The sequence below is a fragment of the Nonomuraea sp. NPDC050643 genome (genome assembly GCF_040654715.1).
GTDB lineage: Bacteria > Actinomycetota > Actinomycetes > Streptosporangiales > Streptosporangiaceae > Nonomuraea.
In genome coordinates, this window is the sequence record NZ_JBFAIM010000003.1 from 130845 (window position 1) to 149257 (window position 18413).

At 71.6% G+C, this 18413-nt stretch carries 14 protein-coding genes; 7 read left to right on the plus strand and 7 right to left on the minus strand.

Going from position 1 to position 18413, the window contains the following annotated elements; all coding sequences use genetic code 11:
* Positions 1-123 precede the first annotated feature (123 nt).
* Both AB0I15_RS04820 and AB0I15_RS04825 read left to right on the plus strand, forming a co-directional pair.
* Complete coding sequence (locus tag AB0I15_RS04820; protein ID WP_358090203.1) at positions 124-1725, plus strand: carbamoyltransferase C-terminal domain-containing protein; 1602 nt, start codon at positions 124-126, stop codon at positions 1723-1725.
* Between the two features lie 76 nt (positions 1726-1801).
* Positions 1802-2596, plus strand: a complete 795-nt coding sequence (locus tag AB0I15_RS04825; RefSeq protein ID WP_358090205.1) for an N-acetylmuramoyl-L-alanine amidase — start codon at positions 1802-1804, stop codon at positions 2594-2596.
* Here AB0I15_RS04825 and AB0I15_RS04830 read toward each other — a convergent pair.
* Entirely contained in the window at positions 2577-3215 is a 639-nt protein-coding gene (locus AB0I15_RS04830) for a TetR/AcrR family transcriptional regulator (protein ID WP_358090207.1), read from the minus strand. The two genes, AB0I15_RS04825 and AB0I15_RS04830, sit on opposite strands and share 20 nt — an antisense overlap.
* A 105-nt stretch (positions 3216-3320) precedes the next feature.
* Here AB0I15_RS04830 and AB0I15_RS04835 point away from each other — a divergent pair, with 105 nt between their 5' ends.
* Positions 3321-4421 carry a serine hydrolase domain-containing protein gene (locus AB0I15_RS04835; RefSeq protein WP_358090210.1) on the plus strand — a complete coding sequence of 367 codons (1101 nt, stop codon included), beginning with the start codon at positions 3321-3323 and terminating at the stop codon, positions 4419-4421.
* Between the two features lie 81 nt (positions 4422-4502).
* Here the strand turns inward: AB0I15_RS04835 and AB0I15_RS04840 are convergent, their stop codons facing one another.
* Positions 4503-4688 (minus strand): hypothetical protein, encoded by a 186-nt coding sequence (locus tag AB0I15_RS04840; RefSeq protein WP_358090212.1) that lies wholly within the window; start codon positions 4686-4688, stop codon positions 4503-4505.
* Between the two features lie 420 nt (positions 4689-5108).
* Between AB0I15_RS04840 and AB0I15_RS04845 the strand changes: the two genes are divergently transcribed.
* On the plus strand, positions 5109-5984 hold the full coding sequence (locus tag AB0I15_RS04845) for a hypothetical protein (protein ID WP_358090214.1): 876 nt from the start codon (positions 5109-5111) through the stop codon (positions 5982-5984).
* Between the two features lie 52 nt (positions 5985-6036).
* Positions 6037-6855 (plus strand): SAM-dependent methyltransferase, encoded by an 819-nt coding sequence (locus tag AB0I15_RS04850; protein ID WP_358090216.1) that lies wholly within the window; start codon positions 6037-6039, stop codon positions 6853-6855.
* Here the strand turns inward: AB0I15_RS04850 and AB0I15_RS04855 are convergent.
* Entirely contained in the window at positions 6845-7405 is a 561-nt protein-coding gene (locus AB0I15_RS04855; protein ID WP_358090219.1) for a hypothetical protein, read from the minus strand. The two genes, AB0I15_RS04850 and AB0I15_RS04855, sit on opposite strands and share 11 nt — an antisense overlap.
* Before the next feature lie 303 nt (positions 7406-7708).
* Between AB0I15_RS04855 and AB0I15_RS04860 the strand changes: the two genes are divergently transcribed.
* Complete coding sequence (locus tag AB0I15_RS04860) at positions 7709-11125, plus strand: M28 family peptidase (RefSeq protein WP_358090221.1); 3417 nt, start codon at positions 7709-7711, stop codon at positions 11123-11125.
* On the opposite strand, the gene AB0I15_RS04865 is transcribed toward AB0I15_RS04860, so the two are convergent.
* On the minus strand, positions 11122-13998 hold the full coding sequence (locus AB0I15_RS04865) for an AAA family ATPase (protein WP_358090223.1): 2877 nt from the start codon (positions 13996-13998) through the stop codon (positions 11122-11124). The genes AB0I15_RS04860 and AB0I15_RS04865 overlap by 4 nt on opposite strands.
* 202 nt (positions 13999-14200) lie before the next feature.
* Between AB0I15_RS04865 and AB0I15_RS04870 the strand changes: the two genes are divergently transcribed.
* A complete protein-coding gene (locus tag AB0I15_RS04870) occupies positions 14201-14779 on the plus strand; it encodes a TetR family transcriptional regulator (protein ID WP_358090226.1) in 579 nt (192 codons plus the stop codon).
* A gap of 130 nt (positions 14780-14909) precedes the next feature.
* Here the strand turns inward: AB0I15_RS04870 and AB0I15_RS04875 are convergent, their stop codons facing one another.
* The 3 genes from AB0I15_RS04875 to AB0I15_RS04885 all read right to left on the minus strand — a co-directional run bounded on the left by AB0I15_RS04875 (position 14910) and on the right by AB0I15_RS04885 (position 18406).
* On the minus strand, positions 14910-16472 hold the full coding sequence (locus AB0I15_RS04875) for a cellulase family glycosylhydrolase (protein ID WP_358090229.1): 1563 nt from the start codon (positions 16470-16472) through the stop codon (positions 14910-14912).
* A 293-nt stretch (positions 16473-16765) separates the two neighbouring features.
* Positions 16766-17713, minus strand: a complete 948-nt coding sequence (locus tag AB0I15_RS04880; protein ID WP_358090232.1) for an RICIN domain-containing protein — start codon at positions 17711-17713, stop codon at positions 16766-16768.
* Between the two features lie 48 nt (positions 17714-17761).
* Positions 17762-18406 (minus strand): sialidase family protein, encoded by a 645-nt coding sequence (locus AB0I15_RS04885; RefSeq protein ID WP_358090234.1) that lies wholly within the window; start codon positions 18404-18406, stop codon positions 17762-17764.
* Between the last annotated feature and the right edge of the window lie 7 nt (positions 18407-18413).

Consider the following 18413-nt stretch of genomic DNA (forward strand, 5'->3'; position numbering starts at 1 on the left):
GACCAGGGGTATCGGTGCGCGGGAGCACAACCAGGAGGCACCGAATTGGCGAACTTTCCCATTGTTGTCGGTATAAATCGCTCGCAGGATGGGTCCCTTGCGGTCGCGGTGGGCGATTCGGGCATGTACAGCCTGCAGAAGGAGCGCGTCAGCCGCCGCAGGCACCATTGGGGGCGCCTGGGCGACCTGCCCGACCTGTACCTGCCCGCCATGCCGCTGCTCAAGGAGCCGGTGGACCTGGTCGTCGAGGGCTACTCGGCGGACACCGAGATCGAGCACTCCGGCGCGTACCAGGAGGAGGTGCGCGAGACGCTCGGCCTGAAGGACGGCGCGCCCATCCTGCTCGTCTCCCACCACCTCTCGCACCTCTACAGCGCCTTCCCGCCCTCGCCGTTCGAGCGGGCGGCGGGAATGGTGATCGGCACGCAGGGGAGCCGGGTCAGGGACTTCACCGAGCGGGTCGAGCTGCCGCCGGGTACGGACGGCGACCTGCTGGAGGTCGGCTCGTTCTACCACTGCACGCGCGAGGGGATCGAGTGCCTGGCCAAGCAGCTCTGGGACGGCGACTGGGACCGGCCGGCCGGGCTCGGCTGCTTCTCCGCCCAGCTCACGAGAATGCTCTGGCCGGAGAGCGAGGGCGACGAGGGCAAGGTGATGGGGCTGGCGCCGTTCGGCGACCCGGACGCGCTGGGCCTGCCCGACCTCGACGTACGCGGGCACGAGGTGCACATCCCCGACGCCTGGACTGAGGTGTTCGGCCGCCGCGACGCCTTCCGCTACGAGCCCGGCGGCGGGGCGTTCCGCCGGGCGGCGAACCTGGCCGCCGCCGGCCAGCGCGCCTTCGAGCGGGCCCTGGCCCGCCTGGCCGCGTGGCTGCACGACAGGACCGGCCTGGACGCGCTGGTGTTCGCCGGCGGCACCGCGCTGAACTGCTCGGCCAACGGCATGCTGCTGCGCGAGTCCCCGTTCCGTGAGGTGTTCATCCCGCCCAGCCCGCACGACGGCGGCACCGCCGTGGGCTGCGCCCTGTACGGGCTCATCGCCTGCCTGGGTGTGGACAGCCGCTTCCGCTGGACGGACGACTTCCTGGGCCCCGAGCCCGACGAGAGCGCGATCGAGGCCGCCGTGCGGAGCCTGCCCGACGGCCTGTACGCCGAACGGCCGGACGACCTGGTGGGCGAGCTGACGGCGCTGCTGGAGAGCGGCCGTGTGGTGGGGTTGCACCAGGGCCGCAGCGAGTCGGGGCCGAGGGCGCACGGCAACCGCGCCATCCTCGCCGACCCGCGCGACGGCGACCTCCAGGACTACATCAACTTCGAGGTCAAGGGCCGCGAGTGGTTCCGTCCCTTGGCGCCGCTGGTGCTGGCCGACCACGCCGAGCGGATCTTCGAGGTGGACGGGCCCACCCCGCTCCCGCAGTACGCCGCCGTCGTCCGCCCCGAGTTCCGCGACCTGCTGCCGGGGATCACGCACGTGGACGGCACGGCCAGGCCGCAGACGGCCGACCCGGTCGCCACGCCGTTCCTGCACGCCCTGCTGACCAGGTGGCACGAGCGCACGGGCGTCCCCGTGCTGATCAACACCTCCCTCCACGGCCCCGGAGAGCCGCTGACCGAGACGCCGGAGCACTCGATCGAGACCCTGCGTACGACCGGGATGCACGCTCTGGCGATGCCGCCGTACCTGATCCGCAAGCGTGACGAGCCGGCCCTGCCTGGGGCGTAACCGCGCAGGGCGACACGAAATACCAGGTCAGGGTGGGTCTTGGGATTGCCGGTCCGCTCCCGATACGGTCGGTGGCATGCGCGTCTGCCGAGCCGGGTCCGTGGTGCTGGCCACGCTGGCGCTGTCCACCGCGTGCGGGGGCGGCGCCGTGCCCGCCGTGCGCGAGGCGGCGCTGCCCGCCTCGCCCTCCGCCACCGCCTCGCCCGCCGCGGGCCCGCTGGCCGGCAAGGTCGTGGTGCTCGACCCGGGGCACAACGGCGGCAACGCCGCGCACCCGGAGGAGATCAACCGCCAGGTCGACATCATCAACGGCCGCAAGGCGTGCAACACGACCGGCACCGAGACCGACGACGGCTACCCGGAGCACGCCTTCACCTGGGACGTCGCCGGCAGGCTCAAGCCGATGCTGGAGACGATGGGCGCCAAGGTCGTGCTCACCCGGCCCAACGACAAGGGCGTGGGCCCCTGCGTCACCGAGCGGGCCGCCATCGGCAACGAGGCCAGGGCCGACGCGGTCGTCTCCATCCACGGCGACGGCGCCGCGCCGAGCGGGCACGGGTTCCACGTGATCATGCCCGGGTTGCTGCCCGGCCACAACGACGACGTGGTCAGGCCGTCGCGCGTGCTCGGGCGGACCATCCGCGACGCCTACCGCGCCGGCACCGGCCTGCCCTACGCGAACTACATCGCGAAGAACGGCCTGGAGACCCGGACCGACCTGGGCGGGCTCAACCTGTCGAAGCGGCCGGCGATCTTCATCGAGTGCGGCAACATGCGCAACCCCGGCGACGCCGCCAAGATGTCCGACGCCGCCTTCCGCAAGCGCATGGCCGCCGCCCTGGCCAACGGCATCAAGCGGTATCTGACGTAGCGTACGCGCGCAGGAACGCCGCGACCGCCGCCTTCGACAGGCGTTCGAGGTCGGCCTCGGTGTAGTGGTCGCCGCCGCCCGAGAACATGACCTTGTTCACCGGGATCCACAGCAGCAGGCCCACGAAGTGCTCGGCGGCGAGCCGAGGGTCGTCGGCGCGCAGCAGCCCGCGTTCGGTGAGCCGTTCGAAGGCCGTGGCCATGGTCGTGAGCGAGCGTTCGAAGCCCTGCTCGTACCAGGTGCGGCCGAGGTCGGGGAAGCGGTCGGCCTCGGCGATCACCAGCCGGCGCAGCCGTAGCAGGTCGGGCCGCATGAGCGCGTCGAGGAAGCGGCGGGCCAGCTCGCCGAGGTCCTTCTCCAGGTCCGCGCTGTCGTCGAGGGTGGCCGTGATCATCTTGGCCAGCTCCTCCACTTGGCCGGTGGTGTCCATGATGATGCTGGTGAAGAGCTGTTCCTTGTCGGTGAAGTGCTTGTAGACCGTCTGCTTCGACACCGAGGCCAGCGACGCCACCTCGTCCATGCTGGCGCCCACGTAGCCGTTGCGCAGGAACACCGGCCGCGCCGCCTCCAGGATCTGCCTGCGCTTTCGTGCCGTCCGGCCGTCCTCGTCCGCTGCCATGCCCGCGCCTCTCTGCCGTCGTCGACCACACAGTACTAGACAGTTCCGTACTCGAATGAGTACTGTACCGTCTAGTTCCGGCAACGAACAGGGGAAGAAACTGTCATGAGTGATCTTCAGAAGCAGGTTCAGGAAGCCGCCGACAGGCTCGTCGAATCGGGTGCGGAGCGCGGGCTGCAGGTGGCCGTCTACCGCGACGGCGTCCAGATCGTGGACGTGGTCGCGGGCGTGGCCGACCCGGAGGCCGGGCGGCCCGTGACGCCTGACACGCCCTTCTACAACTTCTCGATCGGCAAGGGCGCCACCGCGACCGTCGCGCACGTGCTGGCCGAGCGGGGGCTGTTCGGCTATGACACGCCGGTGGCCGAGCTGTGGCCGGAGTTCGCGCGGCACGGCAAGCAGGGCGTCACCGTACGGCATGTGCTCTCGCACACGGCCGGCGTGCCCGGCGTGCCGCTGGACACCACACCTGAAGACGTGTGCGACTGGGGCAGGATGGTCGCCGCGCTGGAGGACGCCGAGTTGTGGTGGGAGCCGGGCACCAAGGTCGGCTACCACGCCTACACGTTCGGGTTCCTGGTCGGCGAGATCGTCCGCCGCGCCACCGGCAAGCCGATCTCACAGGTGCTGAAGGAGGACGTGGCGGGGCCGCTGGGCGTGGCCGACGAGCTCTACTTCGGGATGCCGGAGCGGGAGCACGCCCGGCTGGCCAGGCTGGAGGACGCGCCGATGGACATGTCGGCGTTCGGGGAGATGCCGGCGGACCTGCCGATGTTCAAGGCGGGGCCGATGACGCTGATGCCGGGCGCGGACCTGGGCAGCCGGCCCGACTATCTGTCGGCCGACATCCCCGCCGGCGGCAAGACCTCGGCCAGGGCCATCGCGCGGATGTACGCGGCGCTGCTCGGCGAGGTGGACGGGACACGGCTGATCTCGGCCGAGCGGCTGCGCGAGGTCACGGCCGTGGTGTCGAGCGGCATCGACGAGGTGTTCGGCATGCCGTCGGCCTGGGGCCTCGGCTACGGCATCGGCGGCCCGGCCTCCACCGCCGAGGCGAGCCCCACGGTGTTCGGGGTGCCCGGCGCAGGCGGCAGCGCGGCCTGGGCCGACACCGCGACCGGGACCGCGTTCGCCCTGACCAAGAACCGCCTCACCAACGACTTCAACGCCGCCGCGCTGCTCGGAGACCTTGTCTCCCGGCCCTGAACCGGGCCGGGCGCCGGAGAGGATCCGCGCCCTCTTCGACCGAAGGACCGCGCCGCCCTGGCGGTCCTCCGGGGAAGCGGGTCAGCCGTCGCGGCAGAGGGGTTTGCCGCCGACGACGCAGGCGATCTCGTCGAGTTGGCAGCTCAGTAGGGTGCCGTTCATGCCCAAGACGAGCACGAGGTCGCGCCGGGGCGGGTGCGCCAGCATGACTCTGCCGACGACACCATTGTCCAAGATCACGGTCGGGCGGCCTGCCGCATCGTCCATGCCCTCGTGACTCCTCTCAGGTCCGGAACGAGCCCCGCGCCGGACCCGTCCCCACCAGGATGCACAGGGTCATGCCCCGAGCGCATCGGTCATGCGGTTCTATTTCTCCTTCACCCGCGGATGGAATGCCGGTCCGCGGCCCGCGCAGGTCGCCCAGCAGCAGGTCCGGAGCTTCTATCGCGGCAAAATGACCGCCACGGTCGAAGTCTGTCCAATGTACGACATTGTTCGCTTTTTCCCCACGCCGCCACCCCGCGCGTCCCTCTCGGTCATGTGATGACCGGCGGGCATCCCGTTTCAGGGGCGCGAGCCGCGTGATCTGGTGGAAAGCGGGAGGGTGCTGACCGTTCATGTAACAGAACTGGCTATTGTTACGTAAGTTACACCAGCGTCATAAGTTCCCCGGCATCCTTCTTTCTCATGACGAATCAGACTTTGGCTCCGCCGCAGCAGGACACCCCAGACCTCCCGGAGGAGAAGAGCCGGGGCAGCGTGCTGGAGATCCTCGAAAAGGTCGGCACGGTGGCGGTGCCCATCGCCATCGCCGTGTACGCCCTGCTCTACATCGGCTTCGAGAGCGTTTACGACACGTTCGGCGTCACCCCCGACCAGGCCGGCATCAGCCAGGCCACGATCTTCGGGCACCTCATCAGCACGCTGGTGCTGCTCCTCCTGGCGCTCCTGCCCGTGCTCGGGCTGGCCATCGGCATCGGCTGGCTGGTCAACGGGATCACCAGGGGCGGCGCGGCGCGGGCCCTGCGCTGGGCCAGGGAGAAGCCGTGGCTGGCGGCGGCCGTGGGGGCCGCGCTGTCCGGAGTGGCCTACTGGGGCCTGCTCGGCGTTCTCGGCATCACCGGCACGCCGGTGGTGATCACGGTCGCGGTCATCGGGGTGTTCTGCCTGCTGGTGCCGTTCCGGCTGCTCAGGGCGCGGCCGACGGGGCGGGCCGCCATGCGGGTGCTCACGGGCTCGCTCGTCGGGATGGGGCTCGGGTTCGTCCTCGTCGGGTGGATGACGCAGGCCGCCGAGGACGTGCACGACAACGGCATGGGCAGCCTGGTGCTGGAGCTCACCGGCTTCCAGAACCAGTGGGCGGAGGTCAGCGACGGCGATGGCAAGGCCGTGTCCAAGGACGACCGGTGGCTGGTGCTCGGCCAGGACGGCGGCTCGTACGTGTTCTACGACTGCGGCCGGACCGAGACCGTCGTCCGGCCCATCGAGGCGACCATCCTGACCAAGATCGAGCTCGACCCCGACTTCTCGGACAGCGAACCGTGTGGTTATGCCGTGAAGTGACGATTCCTACTGGCGAGTAGGATGGCCGCATCCGGTGAAGGAGACGGCCCCCGTGACCGAGCTAGAACGCGTTCCGCCCGGCGTCGACCCTGCGGTTCCGAGCTCTGCCCGCGTCTACGACTACCTGCTCGGTGGCAAGGACCACGTGGCCGTGGACCGGGCGGTGGCCGAGAAGCTCCTCGCCGTCGCCCCCGACGCCCGCCGGGTGGCCAGGGCCAACCGCCGTTTCCAGGTCGAGGTCGTCCGCCACCTGGCCGAGCGGGGCATCCGGCAGTTCATCGACCTGGGCACCGGCATCCCGACCTCGCCCAGCATCCACGAGACCGTGCGCGCGGTGAGCCCGGCCTGCCGGGTGGTCTACGTGGACCACGACCCGGTCGTGCGCCTGCACGCCCAGGTCCTGCTGGCCGACTCGCCGGGCATCGCGGGCATCCAGGCCGACCTGCGCCGCCCGCCCGACATCTTCGCCGACCCGCACGTCAGCGGACTGATCGACTTCGATCAGCCGCTGTGCGTGCTGATGGTCGGCGTGCTGCACTACGTGATGGACGAGGAGGATCCGGCCGGGATCGTCGCCGCCTTCAGGAAGCGCATGGTGCCGGGCGGCGCCCTGGTGATCTCTCACGTGATGGCCGAGAGCGCCCCCGAGGCGCTGGCGCAGCTCGACCTGGCGACGGCCGGATCGCCGGCGCAGGCCAGGTTCCGCACGCGCGAGGAGGTGCTGGACCTGCTCGACGGCTTCGAGCTGATCGGCCCCGGCCTCGTGCCCGTCCAGGACTGGCGCGTCGGGCCCGCCGAGGAGGGTCTTCCGCTGCTGGACGGCCCACCGCGGCTGCGGGTGGACGGCGGGGTCGGCGTGCTCAGAGCCTGATCCCCTTGATGATCTCGGCGAGCCGCGGGGTGAGGGGCTCGGAGGCCATCACGGTGACCACGACGCCGTCGCGCTCGACCCATCCGGCGTAGCGGCCGTGGCCCAGCGCGCCGTCGCCCACCTTGGTGAGCACCTGACGGCCGCCGATCCGCACGGCCTCGGCGCCGGCGAACCTGCCCAGGTCGACCGGTAGCTTCTTGAGCTGCGCGAGCCTGGTCGCCTTCGGCCGGCACACCACCCGGACCCACAGTGACCGGTGCGCGCGGTCCACGTCGTCGCGATCGTCCGACCAGCGGTAGCCGTACTCGGTGATGCCGTCGTGCCTGCTCGCCGCGACCTCGCCGTAGCTGAAGCCCTTCGGCAGGTGGCCGACGCGCACTCCCTTGATGGCCGTCGCGCCCCTGGGTGGATGGTCCGGCTCGGCCCGCCTCAGCTCCGCCTTGGACGGCGCCGGGCAGGTGGGCCGGGCGGTGGCGTGGGCGGGCAGGGCGATCAGAGCGGCGGCCACGGGCAGAGCGGACAAGGCGGCGAGTCGCTGGAAGTTGTTCACATCCGCATTGGATGCCGCGGTCGTGGCAAAGGTTCGTGCTCGTCCACTTTCGGGTGCTCTGACCTGCGTGGACCTAATTATCGGTATGTCCTACCGATGCACATACGTATTTCCCCGCCGGGGGTGAGCGCTTAGCGTCTGGCGGCAACAAGGCGAAACGGTCCGGTCGCTTTCCTGTCACCCCCATCACCCCCCAATTTCCCTGACACCCCCGCGAACCCAGGCGAACCCGGGTTACGCGGTGGCCGTCGCGCGCTCACAAGCCGCGGCGGCCCAGGGAAACCGCCGAAAGGAGCACCAAGCGTGAAACGCAAAGCCTTACTCGCGGCGGTCGTCGGCATGGCCACGGCCGCGACGATGGCGTTACCCGTGCCATCCGCGAACGCCGCCCCTCCCGGGGTCACCAAGTCCCAGGAGAGCACGGCCAGGCTCGCGGCGGCCGACCCCGCCTCACTCGCGGCGGCGGTCGCGGACAAGGCGGTCTCCAGCCAGCTCGACGAGCTCACCAGGGGTCCCGACGAGGCCTACAGCCGGGTCGCGGTCACCCCGGGCGCGAGCGAGATGTTCTACGTGGCCTACGAGCGCACGTACAAGGGGCTGCCGATGGTCGGCGGCGACGCGGTCGTCGTCACCGACGCGGCGGGGCACGTCAGGGACACGGTCGCGGCGCGCGGCCCGAGCCCGCGGGGCGTGCCGACCAGGCCCTCGATCAGCGCCGAGCGAGCCACCGAGGTCGCCGGGACCAGGCTCTCGCGGGTGGACGACACCGCCGCGCCGCGCCTGGTCGTGCTGGCCTGGGGTGAGAAGCCCAGGCTGACCTGGGAGGCCGTGGTCGGCGGCATCGCCGGCGGCAAGCCGAGCATCCAGCACGTGTTCGTGGACGCGCGCACCGGTGAGATCGCCGACTCCTACGACCTCGTCCGCGCGGGCACCGGCAACGGCTACTACTACGGCCAGGTCACGATCAACACCAGCGGCTCCGGCAGCTCGTACGCGATGACCGACACCACCAGGCCGGGCATCCAGTGCGGCGGCCAGAACGGCAGCGCCTACACCGGCACGGACGACGCCTGGGGCAACGGCTCCGGCACCAACCTGGAGACCGCCTGCGTGGACGCTCTGTACGGCGTCCAGCGCGAATGGGACATGCTGCGCGACTGGCTGGGCCGCAACGGCATCAACGGCAGCGGCCGCGGCTTCCCCGCCCGCGTCGGGCTCAACGACGTCAACGCGTACTGGAACGGCAGCTACACCAACTTCGGCCACAACCAGGCCAACACCGCGCAGGCGACCCCCATCGACGTCGTGGCCCACGAGTTCGGCCACGCGATCTTCCAGACCACGCCCGGCGGCGCCGGCTCCGGCAACGAGAACGGTGGCCTCAACGAGGCCACCGGCGACATCTTCGGCGCGCTCACCGAGGCGTACGCCAACCACGCGGGCGACCCGCCCGACTACCTGGTGGGCGAGGAGGTCAACCTGGTCGGCCAGGGACCGATCCGCAACATGTACAACCCGAGCGCGCTCGGCGACCCGAACTGCTACTCCTCGTCGATCCCCGGCACCGAGGTGCACGCGGCGGCCGGCCCGTTGAACCACTGGTTCTACCTGCTGGCCGAGGGCAACAACCCCGGCGGCGGCAAGCCGACGAGCCCGATCTGCTCCGGCGGCCCCTCGTCGGTCACCGGCGTCGGCATCCAGAACGCCGGCAAGATCTTCATGGGCGCCCTCGCCCGCAAGACCTCGAGCTGGCGCTACACCAACGTGCGCGCCGCCTCCGTCGCGGCCGCCATCGAGCTGTTCGGCGCGAACAGCGCGGAGTGCAACACCACCAAGGCCGCGTGGAGCGGGGTCAGCGTGGCGGCGGCGTCGGGCGAGCCCGCGTGCGGCACGCCGGGCAACGACTTCTCGCTCACGCTCAACCCGTCGGCCGGTAGCGCGTCACCGGGCCAGCAAGTGACGGCCACGGTCAACACGCAGACGACCTCCGGTAGCGCCCAGACGGTGAACCTGACCGCTTCGGGCCTTCCGTCCGGCACCACGGCGGCCTTCACTCCCACCTCGGTGACCTCGGGCACCTCCTCGACGCTGCGGCTGTCGGTCGGGTCGTCCACGGCGCAGGGGACGTACCCGATCACCGTGACCGGCGCCGGCGCGACCACGCACACCGCCACCTACACCCTCACAGTCGGCCAGGGGCCGGGCGGCGGCGACCCGCCGGACATCAGCCTGGCCAACGTCAAGTCCCACCTCACCCAGTTCCAGTCGATCGCGACCGGTAACGGCGGCAACCGCAGGTCCACCGGCAACGGCTACCTGCAGTCGGTCTCCTACATCGAGGAGAGGCTGCGCGCGGCCGGGTACACGGTCGTCCGGCAGAACTGCGGCACGTCGACCTGCACCAGCGGCGCGGGCCCGAACCTGATCGCCGACTGGCCCGGCGGCGACGCCGACCAGGTCATCATGTCCGGCGCGCACCTCGACAGCGTGGCGGCCGGACCCGGCATCAACGACAACGCCTCCGGGTCGGCGAGCCTGCTCGAGGTCGCCCTGACCCTGGCGCAGCGGAACCCGACGCTGACCAAGCACGTCAGGTTCGGCTGGTGGAGCGACGAGGAGCAGGGCCTGAACGGCTCGGAGTTCTACGTCGCCTCGCTCAGCGCCGCCGAGCGGTCGCGGATCCAGGTCTACTACAACTACGACATGACGGGCTCCACCAACGGCGGCTACTTCATCAACAACATCACCACCACCGGGGCCGCCTACCTCAAGGAGTTCTACGACCGGCTCAGCCTCCAGCCCGAGGAGAACGTCGAGGGCGCCAACCGCTCCGACGACGCCTCCTTCCGCAACGCCGGCATCGCCAGCTCGGGCGTCGCGGCGGGCGCCAGCGCCACGAAGACCTCGGCGCAGGCGGCCAAGTGGGGCGGCACGGCCGGGCGCGCGTACGACACCTGCTACCACGCCTCCTGCGACACCACCACCAACATCAACGACACGGTCCTGGACCGGGCGGCGGACGCGGCCATGTACGCGGTCTGGAAGCAGGCGGCCGGCGGCACCCCGCCCACGCGTGACTTCTCGATCTCGGCGAACCCGGCCTCCGGCACGGTGCAGGCCGGCTCGGCGGCCACGTCCACCATCGGCACCAGCACCACGGCGGGCACCGCCCAGACCGTGAACCTGTCCGCGAGCGGCCTGCCGACGGGCGCCACGGCCGCGTTCAACCCGGGCTCGGTGTCGTCGGGCGGCTCGGCCACGCTGACGATCTCGACCGCGTCCACCACGCCGGCGGGCAGCTACACCGTCACCGTGACCGGCACGGGCGAGACCGCGACCCGCACGACGACGTACGCGCTGACCGTCCAGGGCACCTCGGGCGGCAGGACGTTCACCAACGACACCAACTATCCGATCGCCGACTTCAGCAACACCCAGAGCTCGATCGTCTCCACCGCGTCGGGCACCGCGACCTCCCCGGTCCGGCTGTCCATCACGATCAGCCACACCTGCGCGGAGGACCTCGACATCTGGGTACGCGGCCCCAACGGCACCTGGTACGCCGTCGACCGCTACGGCGGCACGACCTGCACCTCGTACGGCACCAGGACGTTCTCCGTCCCGGTCAGCCAGCAGGCCGCCGGCACCTGGGTGCTCGACATCGAGGACGTCTACTCCGGTGACACCGGCTTCCTCGACTCCTGGAGCATCACCGTCTAACCCTCGTGCGGGAGCCCCGGCCAGGGCTCCCGCACCTCCGCCCGCGTCCGCACCCCCAGCTTCTGCAGCACCCGGGCCACATGGGTGTCCACCGTCCGCTGGGACAGGAACAGCACCTCGGCGATCTCCCGGTTCGTCCGCCCGAGCGCGACCAGCCGGGCCACCTCGCTCTCCCGGGGCGACAGCACCCCGCTCCCGCCCTTCCTGCCGCGCCGCGGCGCGCCGGCCCGGCCACGATCAGGGCCGATCTCGCGCAGCACCCGCCGGCAGCGGGCCGCGTCGTGGGTGGCGCCGAGCGCCGCGTACCGCTCGCCCGCGTGGGCGACCAGATCGGCGGCGCGCTCCCGGTCCCCGAGCGCGAGCCGCGCGGCGGCCTCCGACTCGGCCGCCCGCGCCGCCGCGTACGGCCTGGGCATCGCCTGGTATGCCGTCCGCGCCCGCGCGTAACACCGGGCCGCCTCGTCGAACCCGCCGGCGTCCCAGGCCAGCGCCCCACGGGCGGCGTCCAGCCCGGCGTGCGCCGACGGCGAGTTGCGGCCCTCGATGCCCGCCGCGAACTCGGCCACCAGCCCCGCCGCCTCCTCCGTGTGCCGGGCCCGCAGCAGCGCCGCCACGGCGGCGGGCACGAGCGAGTCGCCCCACACCCACACGCCCTTGCGGCGCAGCCGGGTCACCGCCAGGTCGGCCTCGCGCAGCGCCGGCTCCAGCGCGCCCCTGGTCAGGTGGAGCTCGACCAGCCCGCTCGAACCGGCCACCGCGACCGGCAGGAAGCCCGAGTCCAGGTCCCGCACGCCGGCCGCCTCCAGGTGCGCGCCGGCCTCGTCCCACTCGCCCCTGGCCAGGGCCAGCATGCCGAGCGCCAGCCGGGCCTCGACCGCCAGCAGCGGCGCCTCGAACGTCATCTCCACGGCGGCGGCCGCCCGCTCGCGCAGGCCGTCCCAGCGGCCGGTCAGCAGGTCGAGCCTGATCGACGACATCTCCACCAGGAACACCGGGTAGAGCGCGCCGGTCTCCTCGGCGATCCTCCTGCTCCGCTCCGCGAACCGCTCGGCCGCGGGGTAGTGCCCGAGCGCGAGGGCGGCGTCGTAGAGGTTGGAGTAGCCGCGGGCCACCTGCCTGCGTACGGCGGCGGACGGGTCGTTGACCGGCAGCGTACCGGCCAGCTCGAACGCGTCCGGGGCACCGACCAGCATGGCCAGGCTGACCTTGTTGGCCAGCACGGCGGCCGTCAACTCGGGGTCCTGATCCTCGACCAGCAGCTTCTCGGCCTGGGCCATCCACTCCTCGTGCATGGCGAGCGGCTCGCCGCCCCACGCGGGCATCGCCAGCAGGGCCAGCCCGCGGGCGGCCAGGCTGGGGCTGTCGGCCAGGTCGGGGAGCGCGGCCAGGATCTCCTGGCGTCCGGCGGCGACCGCGCCCGCCTGGTTGGACAGCAGCACGCCCAGGTTGAGGCGGGCCTCGCCGCGTGCCCGCCGGGACAGGAAGTCGTCGGAGAGCAGGTGGCGCAGGATGCGGACGACGCGGCGGTGCGACAGGCCGATCGCGGCGACCCTGCTGAGCCGCAGCGCCAGCGGGCCGCGGGCGTCACGGGGGAGCTTGGGGTCGGCGAGCAGCCCTTCGAGCACCTCGACGGCCAGCGGGATGTCGCCGAGCGCGGCGGCGTGGTCGGCGGCGGCGCAGCCGTGCCGCTGCCAGGCCGCCAGGTCGCCGGCGCGGCGGGCGTGGTGGGCGAGCTGCACGAGGGGCGGCGGGTCGAGCGCGGCCAGCGCGGCCATGGCCCGGCGGTGGGTGAGGCGGCGGTCGGGGCCCGGGATGGCGTCGTAGACGGCCTGCTGGGCCAGGGCGTGGCGGAAGCCGTACTGGCCGTCCTGGTGTTCGAGCAGCACCCCGGCCTGCAGCGCCTCGCTGAGCGGCGGGCCGGCCTGGCGGGGCGGCCCGGAGACGGCGGCGATGAGCGACTCCTCGGCGGGCAGTCCCAGCACGGCGGCGGCGTGCACGGCGCGCAGCGCGGCCGGCGACAGCCCGGTGAGCCGCTCGGCCATGGCCTCGCGCAGCAGCATCGGCACGGCCATGCGATCGAGCGCCTCCGGCTCGGGCAACCGGCCCTCGTCATCGAGCAACGAGCGCACCACCTCCTCGATCACGAACGGCACCCCCGCGGTGCGCTCGTGCAGCTTGGCGGCGAAGTCCGCGGTCGGCGCGGACCGGCCGAGCAGGGCGCCGGTCAGGCTGCGCACCCCCTCGACGTCGAGCGGCGTCAGCGAGATCACCTCACAGCGCACCCCCGGCGCCCTCCGGTACGCGTGCCCGAACGGCAGCCCCGGCACCGGCAGTTCCTCCCTGCGGAACGTCACCACCACCGCCAGCCCGTCGGGCGGTTGCCCGGTGAGGAAACGCAGCAGGTCACGGGTGCCGTCGTCGGCCCAGTGCAGGTCCTCGACCACCAGCACGACGGGGCCTGCCGCGCCCAGCAGCGCGTGGACCGCGCGGAAGAGGTGGTGCCGCTCGGCCCGGGGATCGTCGAGCGCGGGCGGGGACGGGGCCTCCGGCAGGCGTCCGGCCAGCTCGGGCAGGTAGCCGCGCAGCGCCCCGGTGACGGGGTTGAGCTGGTCGCGGGCCGGTGGCACGACATGCCGCAGGGCGTCGAGGACGGGCCCGTACGGGAAGGGCTCGCGGATCTGGTGGCAGTGGCCGAGCAGCACCGTCGCCTCGCCGTCGCGGAGCGGGTCGATCGCCGCTCTGACGAGACTGGTCTTGCCTATACCGGCCTCGCCCTGCACCTGGGTGACGGAGGGCGGGCTGGTGAGGGCGGCGACGAGTAATCGCAGCTGGGCGTCGCGCCCGACCAACGCAGGAGAAGCGGGGCTTGCCATCGGGGTCTCCGTAACAGTGCGGTTTACTCCCCCTGTCGGAATACCGTTATCCACTACCGGTAAGCCACGGGTCAAGCCTCAGATACTTAGCTAAATGATCAATTGGCGGGCGGATTCTCTCCCGATCGGGTGGAATTGATCTTGTGCGAGCCCTGACCGCAGCCGGGGCTCGCACGCCCGCGCCTCATAGGATGACCGCATCATGGAGACCACGGTGGGGCTGCGCGAGCGCAAGAAGGCCGAGACGCGTCAGGCCGTTCACGAGGCGGCGCTGCGGCTGGTGACCGAGCACGGGCTCGACGCCGTCACGGTCGAGTCGATCGCCGACGCGGCCAACATCTCACGCCGGACCTTCTCCAACTACTTCGACGGCAAGGAGGACGCGCTGCTCTACGGGGAGGAGCAGCGCATCCGCCGGCTCGTGGAGCAGGTACGCGCCCAGCCGCCCGAGCTGCCGGCCTGGCAGGCGCTGTGCGGCTCGATCGACGACCTGCACCGCTACCTGGGGGAGCCGGAGCGCGAGTGGGCGCTGCGCACCCGGCTGGCCCGCCGGCACCCGTCGCTGCTGGCCCGCCAACTGGCGAACCACGCGGCCCTGGAGCGCGACCTGGCCGACGCGATCGCCGAACGCGACAGCCCGGTGCCGGCCCGGGTCATGGCGGCGGCCTTCCTGGTGGCGGTGCGGCTGGCCACGCATGTGTGGACGGAGGAACAGCAGGCCCGCACCCTCCGCGAGGTCATGACCGAAACCCTCCACCACATAGCCCAACCCTTCACCTGACCCCTTACACCGAATCGCCGCCTCGCCCGAACCCTCACGCGCCCTGTGCCGCGGCACCCCATCGCTCCTTTCAAAGAGCCAGCACCCCCGCGCCCGGGGTGGTGATGGGCGGGAGGTGCTGGTGCTTGGGTCAGCCGCAGGTTGGGTTGGTGGGTTGGGCGGTTGGGCCGTTGGCGGTGAAGCCGATCGTCGCCGAGCCGCCCGCCGGCAGGCTCCGCGCGTGGTCCGGGCCCTTGGCGGTCCAGGTCGTCCCCGACTGCGTCACCACCGCGTTCCAGCCGCTGCCCAGCGTCACCCCCGACGGGAACGTCCACGTGGCGCTCCAGTTCGGGATGGCCGCGCTCCCGGTGTTCCGGACCGTCAGCTCACCCTGGAACCCGCCCTGCCAGGCGTTCGTCTCCCGGTACGTCACCACGCACTGCCCAGGAGGGTTGACCGTCGGCGTCACGGTAGGCGTCGCACCCCCGGCCGGCGAGATCAGGTACGGCTGGAGGATGTCCTGCTTGGCCTGGTTGATGGTGGTCCAATCGTCGTTGGAGATGCCACCGGTGTCGCCCGAGTTCGGGTTCCACGACCAGTACGTGAACGACATCCCGTTCACCCCGGTCCCCATGTACTTCATGAGCTCCTGCAACCAGATCCTGTCGACGTTCGCCGCCAGCGTGGTGCCGAACTCGCCGAGCATGATCGGCGCGATGTTCTGCCTGTACAGGTAGCCCCAGTACTTGTCCCAGATGGCCGGCAGGTTCGCCGGGTAGTCGGGGGCGTCGAACCAGCTCTGCCGGTAGACCGAGGTGGCGTAGTCGTGCGGGGAGTAGACCAGGCGGTTGGCCACGTTCAGCCGTACCGGGAACTGGCCCGCCTTCGACAGGTTGCCGCCCCACCAGCCGCAGTCCTCGTCGTTGCTCGGGTCGCCGTCCCACACGTTGGACAGGCCGCCGCTCGGGCAGCTCACGCCCTCGACGAAGATCAGCCAGTTCGGGTTGACGGACAGGACCGCGTTGCCGGCCCGTTCGGCGGCCAGCCGCCAGTCGCGGGCCTGGTCGCCGCAGCCCCAGCACGCGCCGGTGGCGTTGGGGTTGGTGCCCTCGGCGTGCGGCTCGTTGTGCAGGTCGGCGCCGATGACCGTGGTGTTGCCCGCGTAGCGCTGGGCCAGCGCCTTCCAGTCGTTGATCCAGGTGCTCTCCGGTGTGGCGGAGACGTACCAGAGCGGTGACTGCCCGGCGGCGGTCGGGCGGTGGCGGTCGAGGATGACGCGCATGCCCTTGGTGCCGGCGTACTCGATGACCTTGTCCAGGATCTGCAGCGGCGGCAGGCCGATCAGGTCGGGGTTGATGTAGTCGTTGATGCCGGTGGCCGTCGCGCCCGGCTTGAGGGCGTCGTTCGAGTACGGCACCCGGAGCGTGTTGTAACCCAGCGAGGCCATCTTGTCGACCTGGTTCTTCCAGGGATTGCTCGACCACAGACCGTGGAAGGTGCGGTTGTCGGTCTCCATCCCGAACCAGTTGATCCCGGTCAGGCGCACGGTCGCGCCGGTGCTGTCGACGATCTTGTTCCCGCTGGTGCGCAGGTAGCCGGTGCCGGTGCCGGCGGCCGCGCCGGCCGGGGTGGCGGCGGTGGTCGCCGCCACGGCGATCGCGGCCGCGGTGACCAGCGTGGCCAGGGCGGCCGTCGCCGCCTTGGGCAGATGCATGAGAGGGCCCTTTCGCAGGGGAGGAGAGCGCGGCGTCATGCTCGCCAGCGCCCCGCGACCCCGTCAATGCGACGGCCGCACACCATGGCTTTGACCTGCGCGAAGGCGTGAAACTTTCAGTAGGCTCAGCCGACATGCGGAGCCTGTCCGGCAAGGTGTGCGTGGTGACCGGCGCGACCCGGCGTCGGCAGCGGGATCGCGCTCGGGCTGCTGGAGGCGGGCGCGACCGTGCACGTCACCGGCCGCACGGCCACCGACGGCACGCGGCCCCGCCCGCTCACCATCGAGGACGTCTAGGCCGGCAGGGTCCACTTCTGCGGGTCGAGCCCGTTGCAGTCGTAGATCTGCAGCTTCGTGCCGTTGGCGGTGGCGCCGCCGGGGGCGTCGAGGCAGCGGCCCGACTGCGGGTTCAGCAGCGAGCCGTTGGCCTGGTGGACCCACTTCTGGCCGCCGTTGGTGTTGCACTGCCAGAGCTGGACCTTGGTGAAGTTGGCGGTGCCGTTGGCGTCGATGTCCAGGCACTTGCCGAAGGCCCGCAGGGTGCCGTCGGGGTGCTTGGACCAGCGCTGGCCGGTGGCGACGCCGCAGTCCCAGAGCTGGGCGGCGTTGCCGTTGGCGTTGGTGTTGGTGTCCACGTCCAGGCACTTACCGGCCGCCGCCGGGCCGGTGATCTGGCCGGCCCTGCCGGGCAGGGTGCCGATGCCGTACTTGACCTGGCACTGGTTGCCGGTCAGGTGGGTGGCGGCCAGGTAGAGGAAGTCGGTGCCGTTGGCCAGGGGCGTGATCGGGGAGCTGTACCCCGGGCAGGACGGCTCACCGGCGGAGTAGCCGCCTGTGGGCGAGATGTGCACCGGAGCCTCGATCTCGGTCCACGCGCCCACCCCGAGGTTCGTGTTGGCGAACAGGACCTGGCCGGACTCGCCCAGCACGGTCTTGTTGCCGGTCGGGCCCGCCACGACGCGCTGGCCGGACAGCAGCAGGGTGCCGTTGGCGCCGCCGCCGGGCAGCCAGGCGACGTACGGGGTGTGCAGCAGCTCGCGGTCGTCGGACGTGCGCACGAGCGTGCCCGCCCCGGAGCCCCAGCTCAGGCCGTCGGAGCTGGTCTTGGTGTAGACCTCGCAGGCGTGGTCGGCGTTGGTGGCGTCCCTGCACATCTCGTACGCCATCAGGAACGTCCCGTTCGGCAGCGCCGTCAGGATCGACATGCCGGGACGGGCCAGGTTGTCGGCCGGGAAGGCCACGTCCTGGGTGAGCGTGGAGCTCCAGCTCTGGCCGCCGTTGGTCGAGGTTTAGTGGCCGATGACCTGGTTGTTCGTGGCGGTGTTCGCGGGCCGCTCGTCCGAGATGAAGCAGGCCAGCGTGTTGTTCGGCGCCAGCAGGAACCACGGCTCCCAGATGCCGTGCCCGATCGTGTTGGGCAGGCCGCTGGTCTGGGTGCAGTTGGACAGGTACGTCCAGCTCACCCCGTGGTCGGTGCTCTTGAACACCTCGACCTTCTGGGCCCTGAAGTCGCCCTCGACCCAGGCCGTGCCGGCCGCCAGCAGGTCGCCCTGGTTGAGGCCGTTCGCGGTGCGCGGGACCTCGTACAGGACAGGAGCCCCGAGACCCCAGCCGGAGGTGTTGGAGGTGATCGTGGAGATCGGGTTCGCCGACCACGTGCGCCCGCCGTCGGTGCTGCGGTGGATCGGGAACGAGGAGGGCGTGTTGTGGCCCCGGCGGGCGAACGTGGCCAGCATGGTCTCGTTCGGCGACCCGTCGTGGTCGAGCCTGATCGCCCGGGGATAACTGGCGTCACCCTGGGGATACGTGGTCAGGTTCGGCGCGTAGAGCACCTGGCCGGCCGGCGCCGCCGAGGCGGGGCCGGCCAGTGCTGCCAGGCACGTGCCGATCAGGGCTAACGCGGTCAGGATCCGCGCGGGGGGTGTGAATCGCACTCTTGCT

Excerpts from the sequence above, each read along its gene's own strand:
- AB0I15_RS04820 (WP_358090203.1), top strand. The coding sequence starts at position 124 with ATGTACAGCCTGCAGAAGGAGCGCGTCAGCCGCCGCAGGCACCATTGG.
- AB0I15_RS04825 (WP_358090205.1), top strand. The coding sequence starts at position 1,802 with ATGCGCGTCTGCCGAGCCGGGTCCGTGGTGCTGGCCACGCTGGCGCTG.
- AB0I15_RS04830 (WP_358090207.1), bottom strand. The coding sequence starts at position 3,215 with ATGGCAGCGGACGAGGACGGCCGGACGGCACGAAAGCGCAGGCAGATC.
- AB0I15_RS04835 (WP_358090210.1), top strand. The coding sequence starts at position 3,321 with ATGAGTGATCTTCAGAAGCAGGTTCAGGAAGCCGCCGACAGGCTCGTC.
- AB0I15_RS04840 (WP_358090212.1), bottom strand. The coding sequence starts at position 4,688 with ATGGACGATGCGGCAGGCCGCCCGACCGTGATCTTGGACAATGGTGTC.
- AB0I15_RS04845 (WP_358090214.1), top strand. The coding sequence starts at position 5,109 with ATGACGAATCAGACTTTGGCTCCGCCGCAGCAGGACACCCCAGACCTC.
- AB0I15_RS04865 (WP_358090223.1), bottom strand. The coding sequence starts at position 13,998 with ATGGCAAGCCCCGCTTCTCCTGCGTTGGTCGGGCGCGACGCCCAGCTG.
- AB0I15_RS04870 (WP_358090226.1), top strand. The coding sequence starts at position 14,201 with ATGGAGACCACGGTGGGGCTGCGCGAGCGCAAGAAGGCCGAGACGCGT.
- AB0I15_RS04875 (WP_358090229.1), bottom strand. The coding sequence starts at position 16,472 with ATGCATCTGCCCAAGGCGGCGACGGCCGCCCTGGCCACGCTGGTCACC.